This is a genomic window from Streptomyces yangpuensis, from assembly GCF_001005295.1.
Lineage (GTDB): Bacteria > Actinomycetota > Actinomycetes > Streptomycetales > Streptomycetaceae > Streptomyces > Streptomyces yangpuensis.
Genome location: NZ_LBMK01000002.1, coordinates 958,515 through 980,186 on the forward strand (window position 1 = coordinate 958,515; position 21,672 = coordinate 980,186).

The window sequence follows — 21,672 nt, forward strand, 5'->3', positions numbered from 1 at the left end:
TGCGGCCCTTGGTACGTTCGGGGGATGGGTGACTGGGACGCGCAGGCCGTACGGGCGCGGTTGCACGCGAAGACCGTCCGGTACGAGCTGAGGCCGCCGCTCCCGGAGGCGGACGTCCGGGCCTTCGAGGAGGAGCACGGCATCCGGCTGCCCGAGGAGTACCGGACGTTCGTCACGACGGTCGGCGACGGCCCGGCGGGCCCCCGGCACGGACTGATGCCGCTGATCACCCCGCGCCCCGAGGCCGACGACGACTGGGCGGTGGACGACGAGTGGCGGGAGGACCGCCGCCCGGGCCGGCTGGCCGCACCCTGCCCGATCCGTACGCCTCGTCCGTTCGACGAGAACGGCCGGTTCGACGAGGCCGAGGGGCTGACCCTGGGCACGCTCATGCTGGCCGACGAGGGCTGCGGCATGTACGCGAGGCTGATCCTGGGCGGGCCCCTGGCCGGCCAGGTCTGGCACGTGGACCAGGACTTCGGCTGCCACGTGCCCGAGAGCCCGGACTTCCGCACCTGGTACACCGACTGGCTGGAGCAGTGATGGACACGCGGGCCGCGCACACCTCGGAGCTGACCGCCGGCGAGCTCGGCGCGGTCCGGGCGCTGCTTGACGACGCCTTCGAGGGCGACTTCGCCGACGAGGACTTCGAGCACGCGCTCGGCGGGATGCACGTCCTGATCGGCGTGGACGGCCGGCTCGCCGCCCACGGCAGCGTCGTGCAGCGGCGGGTCGTGCACCGCGGGCACGCCCTGCGCACGGGATACGTCGAGGCCGTGGCCGTACGGGCCGACCTGCGTCGGCGCGGTCTCGGCGGGCGGGTCATGGCCGGGCTGGAGCAGATCGTGGCCCGGGCCTACGTGCTGGGCGCGCTGTCGGCGTCGCAGGAGGGGGCCGGGCTCTACCTGGCCCGCGGCTGGTCGGTGTGGCCGGGCGAGGTGGGTGCGCTCTCGCCGGACGGGCCGGTACGGCTGCCCGAGGAGGAGGGCTCCACCTACGTGTGGACGCCGCCCGGCGGAGCCCGGCCGGACCCCGCCGCGCGGCTCGCCTTCGACTGGCGCGACGGGGACGTCCTGTAGGCACGGGCCGTCTCCGAAAGAGACGGCCCTAGCCGGAGACGCTCGCCGCCCCCGTCTCGATGTGGCCCGTGTAGCGGCGCGACCAGGTGCCGTCGGAGTCGGCCAGGATCGTGAAGTCGTACCAGCCCTTGTGGTAGGCCACCGCGTTGAAGAAGTCCTCGCGGGAGGAGTTCGCCGGGACGGTGTACGTCCACGGGCCGTCCGTGCGGTAGGCGTTGGAGCGGATCGTGAAGGTGACGGGGGAGGCGGAGGAGTTCGTCATCCTGAACCAGACCGCCGTCTTGCCGGTGCCCGGCTCCATGGCGTACCGCGCCGCCACCTCGATGGCCCTGCCCGCCTTGGACGCGTCGCCGATGAACCGCCGCAGGAAGCGGTTCGGCCCGTACATCGAGATGTCGTACTTGCCGGAGCCGTGGCCGAGTCCGATGTGGAGGTAGTCGGTCGACGTGCCGCCCGGGTCCACCGTGTACTGCCAGGCCGCCGTGTCCCGGTGCTGGTGGGGGTGGATCGAGAAGTGGGCGGGCCGCTTGGCCTGGGCGCCCTGGTTGGTCATCGAGAACCAGGCGGTGATCTGGCCGGCCGGCCCGAACTCGAAGCGGTCCAGGTTGCCGTTGACCTGGTACGGCAGGGCCCGTGCCGGGCGCGTACCGGGCTCCTGCGCCGGGAGGGCGTTGTCCTGCGGCACCGGATTGGGCAGCGGGGCGCAGGTCGCCTGACCGATCACCTTCGCGGTCGACGGGAGGCCGGCGGGTACCCCGTACACCGGGTGCGCGAAGTCGAAGACCCCCGTCAGGTCGCCCACCACCCGGCGGCGCCAGGCGCTGATGTTCGGGCAGGTGGCGGGGGTGCCGAGGGCGGCCGTCCAGGTCTCCATGAAGCGGAGCACCGAGGTGTGGTCGAAGACCTCGGAGCTGACCCAGCCGCCGCGCGTCCAGGGGGACATCACCAGCATGGGGACGCGGAAGCCGAGCCCGATCGGGATGCCGTCCAGGTACTCGCCGGGGGTGCCGGGCGGGGCGACCGGCGGCGGCACGTGGTCGAAGAAGCCGTCGTTCTCGTCGTAGTTGAGGAACAGCACGGTGGAGTCGAACACCTCGGGGTTCGCGGCGAGGGCGCGGTGGACGAGGTCGACGAAGTGCGCGCCGTCGCCGGGCGGTGCGTAGGGGTGTTCCGAGAAGGCCTCGTTCGCGACGACCCAGGACACCTGGGGCAGGGTGCCGGCGATGACGTCGGCGCGGATCGCGGCCGCGATGTCGTCCGGGGTCGAGCCGGTGACCTTGGGGACCGAGCCCATGCCGCGGTCCCACAGCGGGTTCCCCGGGGCCGCGTCGGTGAACTTCCTGAAGTAGGCGAGCCCGTTGTCGCCGTAGTTGTCCTGGGCGTTCTGGTAGACCCTCCAGCTCATGCCGGCGCGCTGGAGTGCCTCCGCGTACGTCTCCCAGGTCAGCCCCGACTCCTCGCCGCCGTCCTTGCTGGCGGCGTCGATCGTGCCGCTCCACAGGAACGTGCGGTTCGGGCCGGTCGCGCTGAGGGCGGAGCAGAAGTAGGCGTCGCAGACGGTGTAGTGGTCGGCGAGGGCGTAGTGGAAGGGGATGTCGCCCCGGTCCAGGTGGCCGAGGGTGCGGGTGTTGCCGACGCCCAGGACCCAGTTGTCCATCCGCCCCTTGTTCCAGGCCGCGTGCTGGGAGGTCCAGCTGTGCGGGAGGTCGCCGCTGCACTGGGCCAGGGTCGCGCCGTCCGCGCCGCCGGCCGGCGGGGTGGCGGACAGCTTCCACGGGTACTGACGGCCGCCCCAGTTGGGCTGGTTGAAGGTGCCCCAGCCGCCCGGGATGTTGCCGGCGGCGCGGTCGCCGAAGCCGCGCACGCCCTTCAGCCTGCCGAAGTAGTGGTCGAAGCTGCGGTTCTCCTGCATCAGGATCACCACGTGCTTCACGTCGGTGATGGTGCCGGTCGCGGCGGCCGCGGCCGCCGACGAGGGCGCCACGGCGGGCAGGGCCGCCCCCGCCATCAGCCCGGCGCCGATCCCCACGAAACCCCGTCGGCTGATCGGTGTCACTGGCCCCTCGCCTCCCACTGTGGTGCCCCGGCGGCACATCGACGGCAAGGGTGGCGGCGGCGGCCGTAAAGGTCTACATCCGTGCGGTAATTGTTCGGTGAACTTCGAGGTGGCCGGAATCAGTCGTTGATCCGTACGAGCATCTTGCCCACGTTCTCGCCGCGGAGCATGCCCCGGAAGGCGTCCACCGTGCGCTCGAATCCCTGCACGACGGTGGTGTCGGTGCCGATCCGGCCGCTGCGCAGATGAGGGACGAGGAAGTCCTCCAGCTCGTCCTGCAGATTGGTGTGATGGCGGACCAATACGCCTTCCATGCGAAGCGACTTGTGGACGACCTCGAAGAGGTTGCGGGGTGCGGCGGGGGACCGGTCGCCGTTGTAGGTCGAGACGGCGCCGACCCAGGCGATCCGCCCGAACTCGCGCAGCGCGCCGATCGCGCCCTCCAGGTGCTCGCCGCCCACGTTGTCCACGTATACGTCGATGCCCTCCGGGGCGGCCTTCGCGAGCTGCTCGCCGACGGGGGCGTCGTGGTAGTCGAAGGCGGCGTCGAAGCCGAGGACGTCCGTGAGGTGGCGGACCTTCGCCGCCGAGCCCGCGCTGCCGATGATCCGCCGCGCGCCCAGCAGCCGGGCGATGTGTCCGGTGGCGGTGCCGACCCCGCCCGCGGCGGCGGAGACGAACAGGTCTTCGCCCTCGCGCAGCGCCGCCGTCCGGGTCAGTGCGGCGTACGCCGTCAGGCCGGTGCCGCCGAGGATCGAGAGGTACGCCTCCAGCGGGACGCCCGCATGGTCGCGCAGCCGGCGCGTCCCCGCCTCGCCGAGGGTGACGAGGGCGTGCGTGCGCCAGCCCTCGCGGTGGAAGACCAGGTCGCCCTCGCGCAGCTCCGGGTCGCGGGAGGCGATCACCCGGCCCACCGAGCGGCCCTCCAGGGGGGTGTTCAGCCCGAAGCCACCCTCCCCGCCGTCCATCAGACCGCGGTGGTACGGGTCCACGGAGAGCAGCAGGTTCTCCACCAGGGCGGTGCCGGGCCGCGGTTCGGGGACCGGGGAGGTGACGTACGCGAAGTCGGAGGCGGCGGGGAAGCCCTCGGGGCGGGCGATCTGGTGGACGGCGTGAGCGGTGTTCGTGGTCATGGCCACGACGCTAGGAGGGAATCCGGCGGCCGGGCAGGGGGTTGGGTTCATGGAAGTCACGCATCCATGAACAGCACTCATACGTCGAGGTGGGCCCCGGTGTCCGAACTGCTCCCGCAGGAACTGCGGATCCTGGTCGCCGTCGCGGAGGCCGGTGCCTTCTCCGCCGCGGCCGCGGCGCTCGGCGTCACCCAGTCGGCCGTGTCCCACTCGGTGCGCGGCGCTGAGACCAAGCTCGGCGCCGTGCTCTTCGAGCGGGGGCGGTCCGGGGCGTCGCCCACGCCGGCGGGGGAGCGGGCGGTCGGCCACGCCCGCCGCATCCTGCGGTCGTACGAGGTCATGGGCGCGGAGGTGCGCGGCGCGGCCCGGGAGGGGGGCCGCGACGCACTCGGGGGCGTCCTGCGGATCGTGGCGTTCCGCAGTGCCGCCCTGCATCTGCTGCCGCCGGCCCTGGAACGGCTGGCCGCCCGGCACCCCGGCATCCGCCCCGAGGTCCGCGTGGTGCGCGAGATCGGCGCGGGTGCGGCCGGGGAAGTGGCGGCGGGCCGCGCGGACCTGGGCATCGCCACCCTCGGCGGTGCCCGGGACGCGGCGCCGCCCGGCCTGCTGACCGGGGTGCTCGCGCAGGAGGCGTACCGCCTGGTGCACCCGGCCGGCCATCCGGACCCGAGGTCGCTGCCCCTCATGGACTGGGACGAGAACTGCGGCTCCTACACGCGCGCCTGGTGGCGGGCCCAGGACTGGATCCCGCGGGCGACGGTGAAGGCGGAGGACGACGCGATGGTGCTGACCATGGTCGGCCGCGGACTCGGCATGGCGATCATGCCCGAGCTGTCGCTGAGGGACGCGACCGAGGCGGTGGAGATCACCGGTCTTGGCCCGCAGGGGCCCGTGAGACAGGTGGGATACGTCACTACGACGGAATCCGCCGCAACTCTCGCCGTTAGGGCTCTGATCAGGGAACTTCGCTCGGAGAAGGGCTGAAACGGACCCTCGGAAGGAAGCTTTTCGAGAGGATTCGCGTCTCAGATAGTAGGAAGTCCGAGTAATTGCCGAGACATACAGCGGGACCTGGCCTAGCTTTGTAGAAGCCGAACGTCTCGCCGATCGGGCGAATGGCGGTCGAGAGCGCGTGCCCCTGGCAGGCAACCCCTGCGGCGCGCTGCTCCCCGCCTCTTCCGGCGCCTTGAAGGAACCCCTCATCCGTGGCCCCGCCACGCCGTGATCTCAAGGAGTCGATCACCATGACCGCAACCACCGCCACCCGCCGCGTCCGCCACGCCTCCGCCTCGGCCGACGAACGCAAGAACGCCGCCGCGGCTCTGCAGCGCGCCCTCGACCGCCGTGACAACGGCGGCTCGACCGGCCACTGACCCCCCCCCGGCACAACGCCCGCCCGGGACATTTCACGTCCACATCGTGGACGTGAAATGTCTGAAGGCTGGACACGGAGTACGGTTTCGCCATGTCGACCAGCATCAATCTCGCAGTGATCCCCGGTGATGGCATCGGCCAGGAAGTCGTGGCTCAGGGACTCAAGGTCCTTACCGCGGTCCTGCCCCAGGATGTGAAGCTGGAGACCAGGCAATACGACCTCGGCGCCCAGCGCTGGCACCGCACCGGTGAGACCCTCCCGGACGCGGAACTCGAAGCCCTGAGGCACCACGACGCGATCCTGCTGGGCGCCATCGGCGACCCCTCGGTCCCGTCCGGCGTGCTGGAGCGCGGCCTGCTGCTCAAGCTGCGCTTCGCCTTCGACCACTTCATCAACCTGCGGCCGTCGAAGCTGTTCCCCAACACCGCCACCCCGCTGGCGGGCCGCCCGGACATCGACTTCGTCGTGGTCCGCGAGGGTACCGAGGGCCCGTACACCGGCAACGGCGGCAGCCTGCGCACCGGTACCCCCGCCGAGGTGGCCACCGAGGTCAGCGTCAACACCGCGTACGGTGTCGAGCGTGTCGTCCGTGACGCCTACGAGCGGGCCAACTCCCGCCCCCGCAAGAAGCTGACGCTGGTCCACAAGAACAACGTCCTCGTGTACGCGGGCCACATGTGGAAGAACATCTTCGACAAGGTCGGCCAGGAGTACCCCGAGGTCACCACCGACTACCTGCACGTCGACGCGGCGACGATCTTCTTCGTCACCCAGCCGGAGCGCTTCGACGTCATCGTCACGGACAACCTCTTCGGCGACATCCTCACCGACCTGGCCGCGGCCGTCACCGGCGGAATCGGCCTGGCCGCCTCCGGGAACATCAACCCGACCGGCGCCTTCCCGTCCATGTTCGAGCCCGTCCACGGCTCGGCCCCGGACATCGCCGGCACCGGCAAGGCCGACCCGACCGCGACGATCCTCTCCGTCGCCCTCCTGCTGCGCCATCTGGGCTACGAGGCCGAGGCCGTCCGCATCGAGGACGCGGTCTCCGCCGACCTCGCGGAGCGCGACGGCACCTTCCGCTCCACCGACGCGATCGGCGACGCCCTCGCCGCGCGAGTAGCCGGCTGACCCGGCCGCTCCACCTCAGGAAGCCGCCGGGTCACAATGGGACCTGGCGGCTTCTCCTGTGCGGCCCCGGGTGCCACCATCTCCCCTGGGCCGCAATCTCCCGCTTCTCCGAAGCCTGCCCGCGCGCGATAATCGAACGCGAGGCCGCGGATTGCGGGGAAGCTCGGACGTCCTGGTACGCCGTGAGCGCGGTCCGCCATACACAACCGGTGAAGGACAAGCACTCATGACGACGCCCACGATCGAGCTCAAGCCCTCCTCGAACCCGCTGTCCGACGCGGAGCGCGAGGCGATCCTGGCCAGCCCCGGCTTCGGCCGCCACTTCACCGACCACATGGTGACGATCAAATGGACTGAGGGCCGCGGCTGGCACGACGCCGAACTGGTCCCGTACGCGCCGCTCTCGATCGACCCGGCGAACATGACCCTGCACTACGCGCAGACGATCTTCGAGGGGCTCAAGGCCTACCGTCAGCCCGACGGTACCGTCGCCACCTTCCGCCCCGAGGCCAACGCCGAGCGCTTCCAGGCCTCGGCGCGCCGCATGGCGATGCCGGAGCTGCCGGTCGAGCTGTTCATCGAGGCCTGCGACGCGCTGATCAAGCAGGACCGCGCCTGGGTCCCGGACTCCGGCGAGGCCTCCCTCTACCTGCGGCCGTTCATGTTCGCCTCCGAGGTCGGCCTCGGTGTCCGCCCGGCCAACGAGTTCCTCTTCATCGTCATCGCCTCGCCGGCCGGCGCGTACTTCCCCGGCGGGGTCAAGCCCGTCTCCGTCTGGCTCTCCGAGGACTACGTCCGCGCGGTCAAGGGCGGCACCGGCGCGGCCAAGACCGGCGGCAACTACGCGGCCTCGCTGGTCGCGCAGGCCCAGGCCGCCTCTCACGGCTGTGACCAGGTGGTCTGGCTCGACGCCGTCGAGCACCGCTGGATCGAGGAGATGGGCGGGATGAACCTGTACTTCGTGTACGGCGACCGCATCGTCACCCCGGAGCTCACCGGCTCGCTGCTCCCCGGCATCACCCGCGACTCCCTCCTCACCATCGCCCGCGACCTCGGCTACACCGCCGAGGAGGGCCGCCTGACCACAGAGGACTGGCAGCGCGACAACGCCAACGGCACCCTCACCGAGGTGTTCGCCTGCGGCACCGCCGCCGTCATCACCCCGGTCGGCTCGGTCAAGTCCGAGCGTGCCGACTGGACCCAGGGCGACGGCGAGCCGGGCGAGGTCACCATGCGCCTGCGCAAGGCGCTGCTGGAGCTCCAGACCGGCCACGCCGCCGACACCCACGGCTGGATGCACCCCCTCGGCTAGTCGTCACCCGCGTACGGGAGCGGGCCCGCACTCCGGATCTCCGGGGTGCGGGCCCGCTCGCGTACGGGGAGGGGCGTCAGGCGTTCGCGGGCTCCTCGGCGGCGGCGACCGCCGCCGCCGAGGCCGGAGCACGGCGGGCGGTGAGCGCGGTGTACACGAGGCCGCCGGTGAGGCCGGAGAGGACGAAGGAGCAGTCCACGCCGCCGGTGAGGGCGAGCAGCGGGCCCTCGTGGAACGGGGTGGTCACGGCGAGCAGGCCGACGGCCGCGCCGATCACCCAGGAGGCGGTGGCCGCGACGTTCCAGCCGGAGCGGTACCAGTAGGCCCCGCCCACCGAGCGGCGGTTGAAGACCTGGAGCGCGTCGGCGTCGTAGACCCCGCGGCAGCGCACGTGGCCGATCAGGGTGATCACGGCCCACGGGGTACCGATCGCGGTCAGCACCAGCACGAACGAGGTCATCGCGGACTGCACGTCCCACTCGAAGGACCCGACGAACACGAAGGCGGTCGCGACGGCAGCGGCGATCACGGTGGCGGTGGTGCGCGTGGCCCGGGGGACGATCGCGTCCAGGTCCAGGCCCATGGAGTAGAGCATCAGCCCGGCGTTGCCGACCGAGCCGGCCGCGGCCGCCACCAGCAGCGGGAGCAGGTACCAGAACGGCGCGGCCTCGACCAGCGGACCGGCGTAGTCCAGGCCCGCCCGGGCGGCCAGCGCGGTGAAGGTGCCGAAGAGCTGCGGGATCAGCAGGCCGATCAGCAGGCCGAGGGCGGTGGCCCACAGGACCGTGCGCGAGGTGTGCCGGCGCGGGGAGATGTAGCGCGTGTAGTCGCCCAGCAGGGTGATGAAGGCGACGGGCCCGCTGAGCCCGGCGGCGACGGCGGCCAGCAGCCACGTCGGCCAGAAGGAGCCGAGCAGGTAAGGGGTCTCGGGCGGCGCGGCGGTGGTGAAGTCCGGGGCGTAGGCGACGAAGCCGGCCGCCAGCAGCAGCACCATGGCGATGGACAGCACCTTGCTCATGCGCAGCAGCAGCCGGTAGCCGAAGACGGCCGCGACGACGGTGCCCACAGCGAGCAGGCCGTACATGACCGCCCGCGAGAGGCCTGTGTCCGGGAGCCCGGTGAGCCGCGCGAGGGTGCCGACCATGACGTCGCCGCCGATCCACAGCGTGAGCGCGGTGTAACCGAGCGAGAGCAGCAGCCCCACCACCGACCCCACGAGCCGGCCGCGCACACCGAACTGCGCGCCGCTGGAGGTGGAGAGGTTGGTCGCGGTGCGCAGGGAGACGAGGGCCAGCGGCGCGGTGAAGGCGATGCCGGCGAGGGTGCCGGTCACGATGGCCGTGACCGAGGGCCGCAGGCCCAGTCCGAAGGACGGGGGCAGCCAGCCGAAGACGATCACACCGAGGCACAGGTTGGAGCCGAGAAGGATCGAGACCAGGTCACGGGGACCGCTGGTCCGTTCCTCCTCGGGGATGGTGTCGACTCCGCGCTGTTCGATGGGCATGGGGGACTCCCTTGGCAGGGCGGGGGGTGGTCGGGCTTGTGTTTGAGCGACACTCAATGTGACTCAAGCCCTGTGTTCCGGTCAATGATTCCCAGCCGTGAAATGAAGAGTTAGAGTGATGCTCTAACCCATCGACTCAAGAGGTGGTGGATCGGCGTGCGGCTGACCCCTACGGAGCGCGACCGGCTGCTGCTCCGCAGCGCTGCGGAACTGGCCAGGGCCCGGCGGGCCCGCGGCCTGAGGCTCAACGTCCCGGAGGCCACCGCGCTGATCGCGGACACGGTCTGCGAGGCGGCGCGCGACGGCAAACGGCTCGCCGAGGCCATCGAGGAGGCCCGCGGCGTGCTGGGCCCCGACGACGTCCTGCCGGGCGTCGCCGACGTCGTCACCGAGGTGCACGTGGAAGCCGTCTTCGACGACGGATCCCGCCTCGCCGTGGTCTCGTCCCCCGTGCGGGGCGCGGTACCGCTCGGCGACGACGCCCCGGGCGCCGTCGTCCCCGGCCCCGGCGTCCCCCAGCCGGAGCCGGCCGTGCACCTGCACGTGCGCAACACCGCCGCCGTCCCGGTGAGCGTGACCTCGCACTTCCACTTCTTCGAGGCGAACCCGCGCCTGGACTTCGACCGCGCCGCCGCCTACGGCATGCGGCTGTGCGTGCCGGCGGGCTCCTCCGTACGGTTCGACCCGCACGGCGAGGGCGACGTCGGCCTCGTCCCCATCGGCGGCGACCGCATCGCGATCGGCTTCGCGGGCCTGGTCGACGGCCCCCTCGACGCCCCAGGAGCCCGGCAGGAGGCCCTGCGCCGCGCTGCCGCCTGCGGCTACCTGGGCGCCACCCCGGCCGGGGACGGCCGGCCCGGAACCACCGACCGCCCGGAAGGGACGACGGCATGAGCAGGCAGACGCCGCACACCGATCACAGTGCGCACTGCGCGCCCGGCAGCCGGCACATCGATCCGCACGAGTACGCGGCCGTCTTCGGCCCCCGCGCGGGGGACCGGGTGCGGCTCGGCGACTCCGGGCTGACCGTCCGGGTGGAGTCGGACGCGCAGAAGCCGGGGGACGAATTCCTGGCCGGCTTCGGCAAGACCGCCCGCGACGGCCTGCACCTGAAGGCGGCCGCCGTCCGCGAGACCTGCGACGTCGTGATCAGCAACGTCCTGGTCATCGATGCCGTCCTCGGCATCCGCAAGGTCTCCATCGGCATCCGCGAGGGCCGCATCCACGCCATCGGCCGGGCCGGGAACCCCGACACCCTCGACGGCGTCGACGTCGTCGTCGGCACCGGCACCTCGATCGTCTCCGGCGAGGGCCTGATCGCCACCGCCGGTGCCGTCGACACCCACGTGCACCTGTTGTCCCCGCGCATCATGGAGGCCTCGCTCGCCGCGGGCGTCACCACCGTCATCGGCCAGGAGTTCGGCCCGGTGTGGGGCGTCGGCGTCAACTCCCCGTGGGCCCTGAAACACGCCTTCAACGCCTTCGACGCCTGGCCCGTCAACATCGGCTTCCTCGCCCGCGGCTCCTCCTCGGACGCCGCGCCCCTCGTCGAGGCCCTCGCCGAAGGCGGCGCCTCCGGCTTCAAGGTGCACGAGGACATGGGCGCGCACACCCGGGCCCTGGACACCGCGCTGCGGGTGGCCGAGGAGTACGACGTCCAGGTCGCCCTGCACTCGGACGGCCTCAACGAATGCCTCTCCGTCGAGGACACCCTGCGGGTGCTGGAGGGCCGGACCATCCACGCCTTCCACATCGAGGGCTGCGGCGGCGGGCACGTCCCGAACGTGCTGAAGATGGCGGGCGTGCCGAACGTCATCGGCTCCTCCACCAACCCGACACTGCCCTTCGGCCGGGACGCCGTCGCCGAGCACTACGGCATGATCGTCTCCGTCCACGACCTCAAGCCCGACCTGCCCGGCGACGCCGCGATGGCCCGCGACCGGATCCGGGCCGGGACGATGGGCGCCGAGGACGTCCTGCACGACCTGGGCGCGATCGGCATCACCTCCTCCGACGCCCAGGGCATGGGACGCGCCGGCGAGACCATCCGCCGCACCTTCGCGATGGCCGCGAAGATGAAGGGCGAGCTCGGCCCGCTGGAGGGCGACGGCGAGGGCGACGACAACGCCCGCGTGCTGCGCTACATGGCCAAGCTGACGATCAACCCGGCCATCGCCCACGGCCTGGCGCACGAGATCGGCTCCATCGAGGTCGGCAAGCTCGCCGACATCGTGCTCTGGCGGCCCCCGTTCTTCGGCGCGAAGCCACAGCTCGTCCTGAAGTCCGGGTTCCCCGCCTACGGCGTCACCGGCGACCCCAACGCCGCCACCGACACCTGCGAACCCCTCGTCCTCGGCCCGCAGTTCGGCGCGTACGGGGCCACCGCGGCCGATATCTCCGTCGCCTTCGTCTCGGCTGCCGCGGCCGCCCTGGGCGGCGACGCCATGCCGACCCGCCGACGCCGGGTCGCCGTCCGCGGCACCCGCGGCATCGGACCCGCCGACCTGCTCCTCAACTCCCGGGTGGGCGCGGTCGACGTGGACGCGCGCAGCGGACTCGTCTCCCTCGACGGGGAACCCCTGCGCTCCGAAGCCGCCGCATCGGTCTCGCTCAACCGCCTGTACTTCCTGTAAGCCAGCACAGCGTTAAGGACCTGCCTGCCATGACCGCCAAGCCCGTGCACAACGGATTCCGGATGCCCGCCGAGTGGACGCCCCACGAGCGCACCTGGATGGCCTGGCCCAGCCCGAACCCGACCTTCACCACCGAGCAGGAGCTCGCCGAGGCCCGCGAGGCCTGGGGAGCCGTTGCCCGCGCGGTGCGCCAGTACGAGCCCGTGACCCTCGTGGTCTGCCCGGGCGACGCCGAGAACGCCCGGGCGATCGCCGGCGCCGGGGACGGCCACGCACTCGACGTGGTCGAGCGCGAGCTCGACGACGCCTGGATGCGCGACATCGGCCCGACCTTCGTCACCGACGACGCCGGCGAGCTGGCCGCCGTCGACTGGACCTTCAACGGCTGGGGCGCCCAGGAATGGGCCCGCTGGGACCACGACTCGAAGATCGCCCGCCAGATCTCGGACGTGCTCGGCACCCGCACCTTCAGCACCCCGCTGGTCAACGAGGGCGGCGCCATCCACGTCGACGGCGAGGGCACCGTGCTGCTCACCGACACCGTCCAGCTGGGCAAGGGCCGCAACCCCGACTGGACCCGCGAGCAGGTCGAGGCCGAGATCCACGCCCACCTCGGCACCAGCAAGGCGATCTGGCTGCCGTACGGCCTGGCCGGCGACTACGGCACCTACGGCACCCAGGGCCACGTCGACATCGTCGCGGCCTTCGCCCGGCCCGGCGTGGTCATGGTCCACAGCCAGCCCGACCCCTCCCACCCGGACCACGAGCGCTGCAGGACCATCGCGGCGATCCTGCGCGCGTCCACCGACGCCGCCGGCCGACAGCTGCAGGTCGTGGAGATCCCCGCGCCGACCGTGCTGGAAGAGGACGGTGAGTGGGTGGACTACTCCTACATCAACCACTACCTGTGCAACGACGGCGTCGTGCTGTGCTCCTTCGACGACCCCCGCGACGAGGAGGCGGCCGAGATCTTCCGCGGCCTGTTCCCCGAACGGACCGTGACCCTCGTCGACGCACGTACGATTTTCGCCGGGGGTGGCGGTATCCACTGCATCACCCAGCAGCAGCCGAAGGTCTGACCTACGGCGGACCTCACGAAGGAGCGGCGCATGGCGGCGGGCGGAGTACCGGTACGGGCGGCGCGCAAGAACGCGCCCCCGCGCGAGGACGTACTCGTCGCCGCCATGGCCACGATCGCCGAGCGCGGCCTGGACGGCCTGACCATGGCCGGCCTGGGCCGCGAGGTCGGCATGAGCAGCGGCCACCTCCTCTACTACTTCCGCAGCAAGGACGAGCTCCTGCTCCAGACCCTGGAGTGGAGCGAGGCCGAACTGGGCAGCGCGCGGCGGGCCCTGCTCGCCCGCCGCGGCCCGGTGGCCGAGCGCCTGCAGGCGTACGTGGACCTGTACGTGCCCACGCAGGCCCGCGACCCGCACTGGACGCTGTGGCTGGAGGTGTGGAACCGCTCCCAGAACGCCGGCCCCCAGGAACGCGACCGGCAGGCGGCCATCGAGGGCGCATGGCACCGCGACCTGGTGGCGCTGCTCGCCGAGGGCATCTCGCGCGGGGAGTTCCGCCCGGTGGACGCCGAACGCGTGGCGACCCGCATCCGGGCCCTCCTCGACGGCTTCAGCATCCAGCTGGCGGTGGGCCTCCCGACGCTCGACCGGACGGCCATCCTGGCCCACGTCCGCGAGTTCCTCACCGACACCCTGTCCGTGCGGCCGTAGCCGCTCCGCCACGGACAGGCACTGCCCGCATCGTGAGATGGCCGTCCATCCGCGGCGAGGGGTGTGGCAGACTGCCAGCGTGCCTGCTCAGCTCATGATTATCGCCAGCAGCGCGCCGGTCCCCAGTGGCCGCTGAACCGTGGAAGAACTTCGCGGAAGCGGCCACCGTGCCTCGGACCCGCGTGCAGACCTCTCGCTACCCGCGAGAGGTTTTTTCGTTTCCCGGACCATCCCAGCCGGGACCGTACTGCGCGCGATGATGGGGGCAGTGACGGCGGCCTTCCCATGGGCGGGTTTTTCGGAACCACTCATCCGACAGGAGTCAGATCAGCATGACGACGACACCAGAGGCGGCGACAGCGCTGTCCGGAGGCCTGGACGACAGCTTCCACGTCTTCGACACCACCCTGCGCGACGGCGCCCAGCGCGAGGGCATCAACCTCACGGTCGCCGACAAGCTGACGATCGCACGCCATCTGGACGACTTCGGAGTGGGCTTCATCGAGGGCGGCTGGCCCGGTGCCAACCCCCGCGACACCGAGTTCTTCGCCCGCGCCCGCGCGGAGATCGACTTCAAGAACGCCCGGCTGGTGGCGTTCGGCGCCACCCGCCGCGCCGGCGGCTCGGCCGACCAGGACCCCCAGGTGCGGGCCCTGCTGGAGTCCGGCGCCCCCGTGATCACCCTCGTCGCCAAGTCCCACGACCGCCACGTCGAGCTCGCCCTGCGCACCACCCTCGACGAGAACCTGGAGATGGTCCGGGACACCGTCTCCCACCTGGTGGCCCAGGGCCGCCGCGTCTTCGTCGACTGCGAGCACTTCTTCGACGGCTACCGCGCCAATGCCGAGTACGCGAAGTCCGTCGTGCGCACCGCGTACGAGGCCGGCGCCGACGTCGTCATCCTCTGCGACACCAACGGGGGCATGCTGCCCGCCCAGGTGTCCGCGACCGTCGCCACCGTCCTCGCCGACACCGGCGCCCGCCTCGGCATCCACGCCCAGGACGACACCGGCTGCGCCGTCGCCAACACCCTGGCCGCCGTCGACGCCGGCGCCACCCACGTCCAGTGCACCGCGAACGGCTACGGCGAGCGCGTCGGCAACGCCAACCTGTTCCCCGTGGTCGCCGCCCTGGAGATCAAGTACGGGCGCAAGGTGCTCCCCGACGGCGCGCTCGCCGAGATGACCCGGATCTCGCACGCCATCGCCGAGGTCGTCAACCTCACCCCCTCCACCCACCAGCCCTACGTGGGCGTCTCCGCCTTCGCGCACAAGGCGGGCCTGCACGCCTCGGCGATCAAGGTGGACCCGGACCTCTACCAGCACATCGACCCCGAGCGGGTCGGCAACACCATGCGGATGCTGGTCTCCGACATGGCCGGCCGCGCCTCCATCGAGCTCAAGGGCAAGGAACTCGGCGTCGACCTCGGCGGGGACCGCGCGCTGATCTCCCGGGTCGTGGAGCGGGTCAAGGAACGCGAGCTCCAGGGCTACACCTACGAGGCGGCCGACGCCTCCTTCGAACTGCTCCTGCGGGCCGAGGCCGAGGGGCGGGCCCGCAAGTACTTCCGCATCGAGTCCTGGCGGGCGATCGTCGAGGACCGCCCGGACGGCACCCACGCCAACGAGGCCACGGTGAAGCTGTGGGCCAAGGGTGAGCGGATCGTCGCCACGGCCGAGGGCAACGGCCCGGTCAACGCGCTGGACCGGGCCCTGCGGGTGGCGCTGGAGCGGTTCTACCCGCAGCTCGCCAAGTTCGAGCTGGTCGACTACAAGGTCCGCATCCTGGAGGGCACGCACGGTACGGAGTCCACGACCCGCGTGCTCATCGCCACGACGGACGGGGTCCGCGAGTGGTCCACGGTCGGAGTCGCCCCCAACGTGATCGCCGCCTCCTGGCAGGCCCTGGAGGACGCGTTCACCTACGGCCTCCTGCACGCGGGCGTCGAACCGGCCGAGTAGCCGCCGCCGGCCCGGGCCAGTACTTCGGGCCGGGATACCTTATGTCCTGCTCACACGGGAAAGTACCGGTTCGGGTAGCGTCGTGGATATGAGGACCAGGCTGATATCCATACGTTGGGGATCGCTGCTCTCCGGTGTGCTGCTGGCCCTCGGCGCGACCGCCCTGGCGGCCGCGCCGCAGGCATCGGCCGACACCGGAGTCGCCGCCGTGGCGGAGGCCCTCAAGGAGGGCCCCGTGTACGTCGACCCCCGGGCCGCGGCACAGCTGCCGCAGGCCGAGGCCGACGCGCTCGCCGAGAAGATCAAGGACGCCGGGAAGCCGGTCTTCGTCGCCGTGCTCCCGGCCACCGCCGACTTCCCGCAGGACAAGGTGCTCGCCGCGGTCCGCGCGGAGACCGGCATCACCGGGCTCTACGCGATCCGGCTCGGCGACGGCTTCAACGCCGGCGCCGACCGCGCGGTCATGCCGGCCAACGCCGTCCGCAACCTCACCGAGGCGGTCAAGACCGGCGCCCCGGTCGACGCGAGCACCCAGCTCAACAACTTCGTGGACCAGGCCCTGACCCAGACCAGGGGCGGCGCCCCCGCCTCCTGGGGCACCACCGGCGCCGAGGAGGGCGTCCCGGTCGGCGGTCTGGTCACCCTCGGCGCGGTGGCCGCGATCGGCGGCGGCAGTGCGTACGCACTGGTCCGCCGGAACCGGAGGAAGAAGGAAGAGGCCCGGCGCGAGGCCGTCGAGCGGCTGAGCGTGGTCGTCGACGAGGACATCACGGCCTTCGGTGAGGAGCTGGAGCGCCTCGACTTCCACCCGGGTGAACCCGGCGCCGACGACGCCATGCGCGCGGACTACGAGCGGGGGCTCGACTCGTACGAGAAGGCCAAGCGGATCATGGCCTCCGTCGAGCGCCCGGAAGAGGTCACCGGGGTGACCCAGGCCCTGGAGGACGGCCGGTACGCCCTGGCCTGCCTGGACGCGCGCCGGAGGGGCGAGCCGGTGCCCGAGCGGCGCCTGCCCTGCTTCTTCGACCCGCGCCACGGGCCGAGCACCGAGGACGCGGCGTGGGCCCCGGCCGACGGGGCGGCGCGTACGGTGCCCGTCTGCACGGCGGACGCGGTGAGGCTGCGCGACGGACTCGACCCGGCCGTGCGCACGGTCGACACCGAGCGCGGACCGCGGCCGTACTACGACGCCGGCCCGGCGTACGGGCCCTGGGCCGGCGGCTACTTCGGCGTCGGCATCCTGCCCGGCCTGCTCATGGGCACGATGCTCGGCTCGATGATGTCCACCCCCGCCTACGCCGCGGACTACGGCGGCGGTATGGACGGCGGGGACTTCTCCGGGGCCGACTTCAACCCGTCCGACTTCGGGGGCGGGGACTTCGGCGGATTCGGCGGTGGCGGATTCGACGGGGGCGGTTTCTAGGGGGCGCCGCCCCCGGGCGCCCCACGGCCGGTCAGGCCTGCTTGATGGCGGAGATGTCGAAGGTCAGCTTCACCTTGTCGCTGACCACGACGCCGCCGGTCTCCAGCGCCGCGTTCCAGGTCAGGCCCCAGTCGGAACGCAGGATGTCGGCGCTGCCCTCGAAGCCGACGCGCTGGTTGCCGTACGGGTCGGTGGCGGAGCCGTTGAACTCCAGGTCGATGGAGAGCGGCCGGGTGACGTCCTTGATGGTGAGGTCGCCGGTGATCCGGTAGGTGTCCCCGCCGAGGAACGCGGCCTCGGTGGAGCGGAAGGTCATCAGCGGGAAGGCCTCGGCGTCGAAGAAGTCGCCGCTGCGCAGGTGGCCGTCACGGTCGGCGATGCCGGTGTCCACGGAGGCGATCTTCACGTCGATCGACGCGGTGGAACGGGACGGGTCCGAGCCGTCCAGGTGCAGGGACCCCTCGTGGTCGGCGAAGGAGCCGCGGACGTTGGTCACCATCGCGTGGCGGACGGTGAAGCCGATGCTGCTGTGCGCCGGGTCGATGGCGTAGTCGCCGGTGAGGGCGGCGAGCGCCGGGTCCACCTCCAGGGTGGCGACGGCGGCGGTGTTCTCCTGGGTGCGGCGGTTGAAGAGGCCCATGACCTGCTCCTCGATAGTGGTTCCTGTGCGGGGGAGGCCGAAGCTGTTGAATGTTCAACGACTTCGACACCAGAGACACTAGAACCATTCTGTTCAAATTTCAACCACCTGTCGGCGGGGCGGGGGTTTCTGTGAAGGTCCTACAACCGCGGATGGCGCCATCTGGCGGAGTCCTTACTTCCACCGGTGGTTCTGTGCGGGCCGGACAGCGGAAGACTCCCGAGACTGTGCGGAATGAACGGAGGTTTTTCATCACGATCTTCGTAAGGTCGGTACATGACCGTTGTGGACCAGATCCCGAGCGAGCCGACGGACGCCCGTGGGCGCGTGGCCGAGCTGCACTCCCTGCGCGAGCAGGCGCGGCGTGGACCGAGTGACCGTGCGACCGAGGCCCAGCACGCGAAGGGCAAGCTGACGGCGCGCGAGCGCATCGCACTGCTCCTCGACGAAGGTTCCTTCAGGGAGGTCGAGCAGCTGCGCCGCCACCGCGCGACCGGCTTCGGCCTCGAGAGCAAGAAGCCGTACACCGACGGTGTCATCACCGGCTGGGGCACGGTCGAGGGCCGCACGGTCTTCGTCTACGCCCACGACTTCCGGATCTTCGGCGGCGCCCTCGGTGAGGCCCACGCCACCAAGATCCACAAGATCATGGACATGGCCATCGCGGCCGGTGCCCCGCTGGTCTCCCTCAACGACGGCGCCGGCGCCCGTATCCAGGAGGGCGTCTCGGCCCTCGCCGGCTACGGCGGCATCTTCCAGCGCAACACCAAGGCCTCAGGCGTCATCCCGCAGATCTCGGTGATGCTCGGCCCGTGCGCCGGCGGAGCCGCGTACTCCCCGGCCCTGACCGACTTCGTCTTCATGGTCCGCGACACCTCGCAGATGTTCATCACCGGCCCCGACGTGGTCCGCGCGGTGACCGGCGAGGAGATCACCCAGAACGGCCTCGGCGGAGCCGATGTGCACGCCGAGACCTCGGGCGTCGCGCACTTCGCGTACGACGACGAGGAGACCTGCATCTCCGAGGTGCGCTACCTCATCTCGATGCTCCCCTCGAACAACCGCGAGAACCCGCCCGTCCACGAGACGAGCGACCCGGCGGACCGCCGCAGCGAGGTCCTCCTGGACCTGGTCCCCGCGGACGGCAACCGCCCGTACGACATGCACAAGGTCATCGAGGAACTCGTCGACGACGGCGATGTCCTGGAGATCCACGAGCGCTGGGCCCGCAACATCATCTGCGCCCTGGCGCGCATGGACGGACAGGTCGTCGGCATCGTCGCCAACCAGCCCGCCCACCTCGCCGGCGTCCTCGACATCGAGGCCTCCGAGAAGTCCGCGCGCTTCGTCCAAATGTGCGACGCCTTCAACATCCCGATCATCACGCTGCTGGACGTCCCCGGCTTCCTGCCGGGCGTCGACCAGGAGCACGGCGGCATCATCCGCCACGGCGCCAAGCTGCTGTACGCGTACTGCAACGCCACCGTCCCGCGGATCTCGCTGATCCTGCGCAAGGCCTACGGCGGCGCGTACATCGTCATGGACTCCCAGTCCATCGGTGCCGACATCACCTACGCCTGGCCCACCAACGAGATCGCCGTGATGGGCGCCGAGGGCGCGGCCAACGTCATCTTCCGCAAGCAGATCGCGGACGCCGAGGACCCCGAGGCCATGCGCGTACGCATGGTCAAGGAGTACAAGTCCGAGCTGATGCACCCGTACTACGCGGCCGAGCGCGGCCTCGTCGACGACGTCATCGACCCCGCCGAGACCCGCGAGGTGCTCGTCAGCGCCCTCGCGATGCTCCGCAACAAGCACGCCGATCTGCCGTCCCGCAAGCACGGCAACCCGCCGCAGTAACCGCGAAGGAGATCTGCCACCCCATGACCAACACCTCTGACACCCTGCTCCGCGTCGAGAAGGGCTCCGCAGCGCCCGAGGAGCTGGCCGCGATCACCGCGATCCTGCTCGCCCGTGCCGCCGCCACCCCCGAGCAGGCCGCGGCCCGCCTGCCGCGCCAGGCCGGCTGGCGCCGCCTGGAGCGCACCCCGGGCTTCCGCGCCCCGCACAGCTGGCAGGGCTGAGCCCCCGGCTCACGCAGTCGCCGAGAAGGCCCCGCACCCGTCCAGGGTGCGGGGTCTTCCGCGTACCGTCCCGTGCGTACCCCCCCCGTGCAGGCGCCCCGGGGGAGGCCGCCCATGGCGAAGGCCCCCGCGTCGTGGACACAGGGGCCTGTCGGGATGCGCGACGGTCCTACCGCAGGCGCGCCATGAGGGCGTGCTCGACGAGCGTGATGAGCGCGCTCTTGGCGTCCGCGCGGTGGCGGGCGTCGGTGGTGATGATGGGAGCGTCCGGGCCGATCTGCAGGGCCTCGCGGACCTCCTCCGGCGTGTACGGCTGGTGACCGTCGAAGCCGTTGAGGGCGATGACGAACGGCAGGCCGCTGTTCTCGAAGTAGTCGACCGCGGGGAAGCAGTCGGCGAGGCGGCGCGTGTCGACCAGCACGACGGCGCCGATGGCGCCGCGGACCAGGTCGTCCCACATGAACCAGAAGCGGTCCTGGCCGGGCGTGCCGAACAGGTACAGGATCAGGTCCTGGTCGAGCGTGATGCGTCCGAAGTCCATGGCGACCGTGGTGGTCGTCTTGTCACCGGTGTGGGTGAGGTCGTCGATGCCCGCGCTCGCGGACGTCATGACGGCTTCGGTGCGCAGCGGGTTGATCTCGGACACGGCCCCGACGAACGTGGTCTTGCCCACGCCGAAGCCGCCCGCCACCACGATCTTCGCGGAGGTGGTGGAGCGGGGAGCCGCTCCGCCGTTAGAGCTTGCGAAGTCCACTGAGCACCCTTTCGAGCAGTGTCACGTCTGGCTGGCCACCGGCAGACTCGTCGCCGCCGGGCTGGTGAATGGCGACAAGGCCCGCCTCCGCCAGGTCGGCTACGAGGATGCGGGCGACACCAAGAGGAATGGAGAGAAGTGCCGAGATCTCCGCGACGGATTTGATCTCCTGGCACAGGCGGCAGATGCGCTGGTGCTCGGGCAACTGCCCTTGCAGACGCGCGGGATCCGCCGTGGTACTGACCAGCGCCTCGATGGCGAGCTGGTAGCGCGGCCGAGTACGGCCGCCGGTCATCGCGTACGGGCGCACCAGCGGGTTGTGGGCCTTCGGGGCCGGCTGCCGCGCGGCGCGCGGAGGCGCCTGCGCGGGCATCTGGGGCTGCTGGGGCTGCCCGTACTGCTGGTAGGGGTTCTGCTCCGGCATGGGCCGGCTTGGCGCGGAGGGGAAGTTGAAGCGGTTCTGGTCGTGCCCACCCTGCGGCTGCTGCGAGCCGCCATAAGGATGTCCTCCGGGTGTTGTCACGTCTCCTCCTCCGACTCCAAGAACGCAGTACTCCCTGTGGAACCGCGCCACCGCACCCTACGGTGCGATGGCGCGAAACGCACTGCCTGTTTGCTAGTTGAGAAGGCTTCCCTGCAGTTCGGCGCGCAAGTCCGGGGTCAGGACACTGCCCGCACGATCCACCAGAAGGGCCATCTCGTAGCCCACGAGGCCGATGTCGCACTCCGGGTGCGCCAGCACCGCGAGGGACGATCCGTCGGAGACGGACATCAGGAACAGGAAGCCCCGGTCCATCTCGACCACGGTCTGGTTGACGGCGCCACCCTCGAAGATGCGGGAGGCACCGGCGGTCAGC

The 21,672-nt window shown here is 71.4% G+C and carries 21 protein-coding genes; 14 read left to right on the forward strand and 7 right to left on the reverse strand.

Annotated features, from left to right (window positions below):
* Positions 1–24: 24 nt before the first annotated feature.
* Complete coding sequence (locus tag AAT21_RS09670) at positions 25–543, forward strand: SMI1/KNR4 family protein (protein WP_046776267.1); 519 nt, start codon at positions 25–27, stop codon at positions 541–543.
* A complete protein-coding gene (locus tag AAT21_RS09675) occupies positions 543–1,079 on the forward strand; it encodes a GNAT family N-acetyltransferase (protein WP_046776268.1) in 537 nt (178 codons plus the stop codon). Before AAT21_RS09670 ends, AAT21_RS09675 begins: the two co-directional genes overlap by 1 nt.
* 28 nt (positions 1,080–1,107) lie before the next feature.
* Here the strand turns inward: AAT21_RS09675 and AAT21_RS09680 are convergent, their stop codons facing one another.
* Entirely contained in the window at positions 1,108–3,135 is a 2,028-nt protein-coding gene (locus tag AAT21_RS09680; RefSeq protein WP_046776269.1) for a phosphocholine-specific phospholipase C, read from the reverse strand.
* Positions 3,136–3,254: 119 nt separating this feature from the next.
* Positions 3,255–4,268, reverse strand: coding sequence for an NADP-dependent oxidoreductase (locus tag AAT21_RS09685; protein WP_046776270.1), 1,014 nt, complete (start codon positions 4,266–4,268; stop codon positions 3,255–3,257).
* Between the two features lie 99 nt (positions 4,269–4,367).
* Here AAT21_RS09685 and AAT21_RS09690 point away from each other — a divergent pair, with 99 nt between their 5' ends.
* From AAT21_RS09690 to AAT21_RS09700, 4 genes are all read left to right on the forward strand, one after another.
* Complete coding sequence (locus AAT21_RS09690) at positions 4,368–5,252, forward strand: LysR family transcriptional regulator (protein ID WP_200904361.1); 885 nt, start codon at positions 4,368–4,370, stop codon at positions 5,250–5,252.
* A 260-nt stretch (positions 5,253–5,512) separates the two neighbouring features.
* Positions 5,513–5,641: a hypothetical protein gene (locus AAT21_RS39645; protein ID WP_257856696.1), complete on the forward strand. Its 129-nt coding sequence runs from the start codon at positions 5,513–5,515 to the stop codon at positions 5,639–5,641.
* 92 nt (positions 5,642–5,733) lie between these two features.
* The gene (locus tag AAT21_RS09695) at positions 5,734–6,774 is read left to right on the forward strand and encodes a 3-isopropylmalate dehydrogenase (RefSeq protein WP_046776272.1); all 1,041 of its coding nucleotides are present in this window, start codon (positions 5,734–5,736) and stop codon (positions 6,772–6,774) included.
* A 226-nt stretch (positions 6,775–7,000) separates the two neighbouring features.
* Positions 7,001–8,086 carry a branched-chain amino acid aminotransferase gene (locus AAT21_RS09700; RefSeq protein WP_046776273.1) on the forward strand — a complete coding sequence of 362 codons (1,086 nt, stop codon included), beginning with the start codon at positions 7,001–7,003 and terminating at the stop codon, positions 8,084–8,086.
* A 76-nt stretch (positions 8,087–8,162) separates the two neighbouring features.
* Here the strand turns inward: AAT21_RS09700 and AAT21_RS09705 are convergent, their stop codons facing one another.
* Entirely contained in the window at positions 8,163–9,590 is a 1,428-nt protein-coding gene (locus AAT21_RS09705) for a cytosine permease (protein ID WP_046776274.1), read from the reverse strand.
* A 156-nt stretch (positions 9,591–9,746) separates the two neighbouring features.
* Here AAT21_RS09705 and ureA point away from each other — a divergent pair, with 156 nt between their 5' ends.
* From ureA to AAT21_RS09735, 6 genes are all read left to right on the forward strand, one after another.
* Positions 9,747–10,484, forward strand: coding sequence for an urease subunit gamma (gene ureA, locus AAT21_RS09710; protein ID WP_046776275.1), 738 nt, complete (start codon positions 9,747–9,749; stop codon positions 10,482–10,484).
* Positions 10,481–12,223, forward strand: a complete 1,743-nt coding sequence (locus AAT21_RS09715; RefSeq protein WP_046776276.1) for an urease subunit alpha — start codon at positions 10,481–10,483, stop codon at positions 12,221–12,223. Before ureA ends, AAT21_RS09715 begins: the two co-directional genes overlap by 4 nt.
* A gap of 29 nt (positions 12,224–12,252) precedes the next feature.
* The gene (locus AAT21_RS09720) at positions 12,253–13,302 is read left to right on the forward strand and encodes an agmatine deiminase family protein (RefSeq protein ID WP_046776277.1); all 1,050 of its coding nucleotides are present in this window, start codon (positions 12,253–12,255) and stop codon (positions 13,300–13,302) included.
* A 30-nt stretch (positions 13,303–13,332) separates the two neighbouring features.
* Entirely contained in the window at positions 13,333–13,953 is a 621-nt protein-coding gene (locus AAT21_RS09725; protein ID WP_046776278.1) for a TetR/AcrR family transcriptional regulator, read from the forward strand.
* A 332-nt stretch (positions 13,954–14,285) separates the two neighbouring features.
* Positions 14,286–15,914 (forward strand): citramalate synthase, encoded by a 1,629-nt coding sequence (gene cimA, locus AAT21_RS09730; RefSeq protein WP_046776279.1) that lies wholly within the window; start codon positions 14,286–14,288, stop codon positions 15,912–15,914.
* An 88-nt stretch (positions 15,915–16,002) separates the two neighbouring features.
* On the forward strand, positions 16,003–17,337 hold the full coding sequence (locus tag AAT21_RS09735) for a hypothetical protein (protein WP_046776280.1): 1,335 nt from the start codon (positions 16,003–16,005) through the stop codon (positions 17,335–17,337).
* Positions 17,338–17,368: 31 nt separating this feature from the next.
* Here AAT21_RS09735 and AAT21_RS09740 read toward each other — a convergent pair whose 3' ends face one another.
* Positions 17,369–17,977 carry a YceI family protein gene (locus AAT21_RS09740; RefSeq protein ID WP_046776281.1) on the reverse strand — a complete coding sequence of 203 codons (609 nt, stop codon included), beginning with the start codon at positions 17,975–17,977 and terminating at the stop codon, positions 17,369–17,371.
* Between the two features lie 276 nt (positions 17,978–18,253).
* On the opposite strand from AAT21_RS09740, the gene AAT21_RS09745 reads away from it, so the two are divergent.
* Positions 18,254–19,837 (forward strand): acyl-CoA carboxylase subunit beta, encoded by a 1,584-nt coding sequence (locus AAT21_RS09745; RefSeq protein ID WP_046776282.1) that lies wholly within the window; start codon positions 18,254–18,256, stop codon positions 19,835–19,837.
* Positions 19,838–19,860: 23 nt separating this feature from the next.
* Positions 19,861–20,061 carry an acyl-CoA carboxylase subunit epsilon gene (locus AAT21_RS09750; RefSeq protein ID WP_046776283.1) on the forward strand — a complete coding sequence of 67 codons (201 nt, stop codon included), beginning with the start codon at positions 19,861–19,863 and terminating at the stop codon, positions 20,059–20,061.
* Between the two features lie 169 nt (positions 20,062–20,230).
* Here AAT21_RS09750 and AAT21_RS09755 read toward each other — a convergent pair whose 3' ends face one another.
* From AAT21_RS09755 to AAT21_RS38740, 3 genes are all read right to left on the reverse strand, one after another.
* Positions 20,231–20,815, reverse strand: coding sequence for a GTP-binding protein (locus AAT21_RS09755; RefSeq protein ID WP_007266770.1), 585 nt, complete (start codon positions 20,813–20,815; stop codon positions 20,231–20,233).
* Positions 20,796–21,338, reverse strand: coding sequence for a DUF742 domain-containing protein (locus AAT21_RS09760; RefSeq protein ID WP_079025539.1), 543 nt, complete (start codon positions 21,336–21,338; stop codon positions 20,796–20,798). Before AAT21_RS09760 ends, AAT21_RS09755 begins: the two co-directional genes overlap by 20 nt.
* Before the next feature lie 93 nt (positions 21,339–21,431).
* Positions 21,432–21,672 (reverse strand): roadblock/LC7 domain-containing protein (locus AAT21_RS38740; RefSeq protein ID WP_412180305.1); only part of this gene is annotated, 241 nt, incomplete at its 5' end.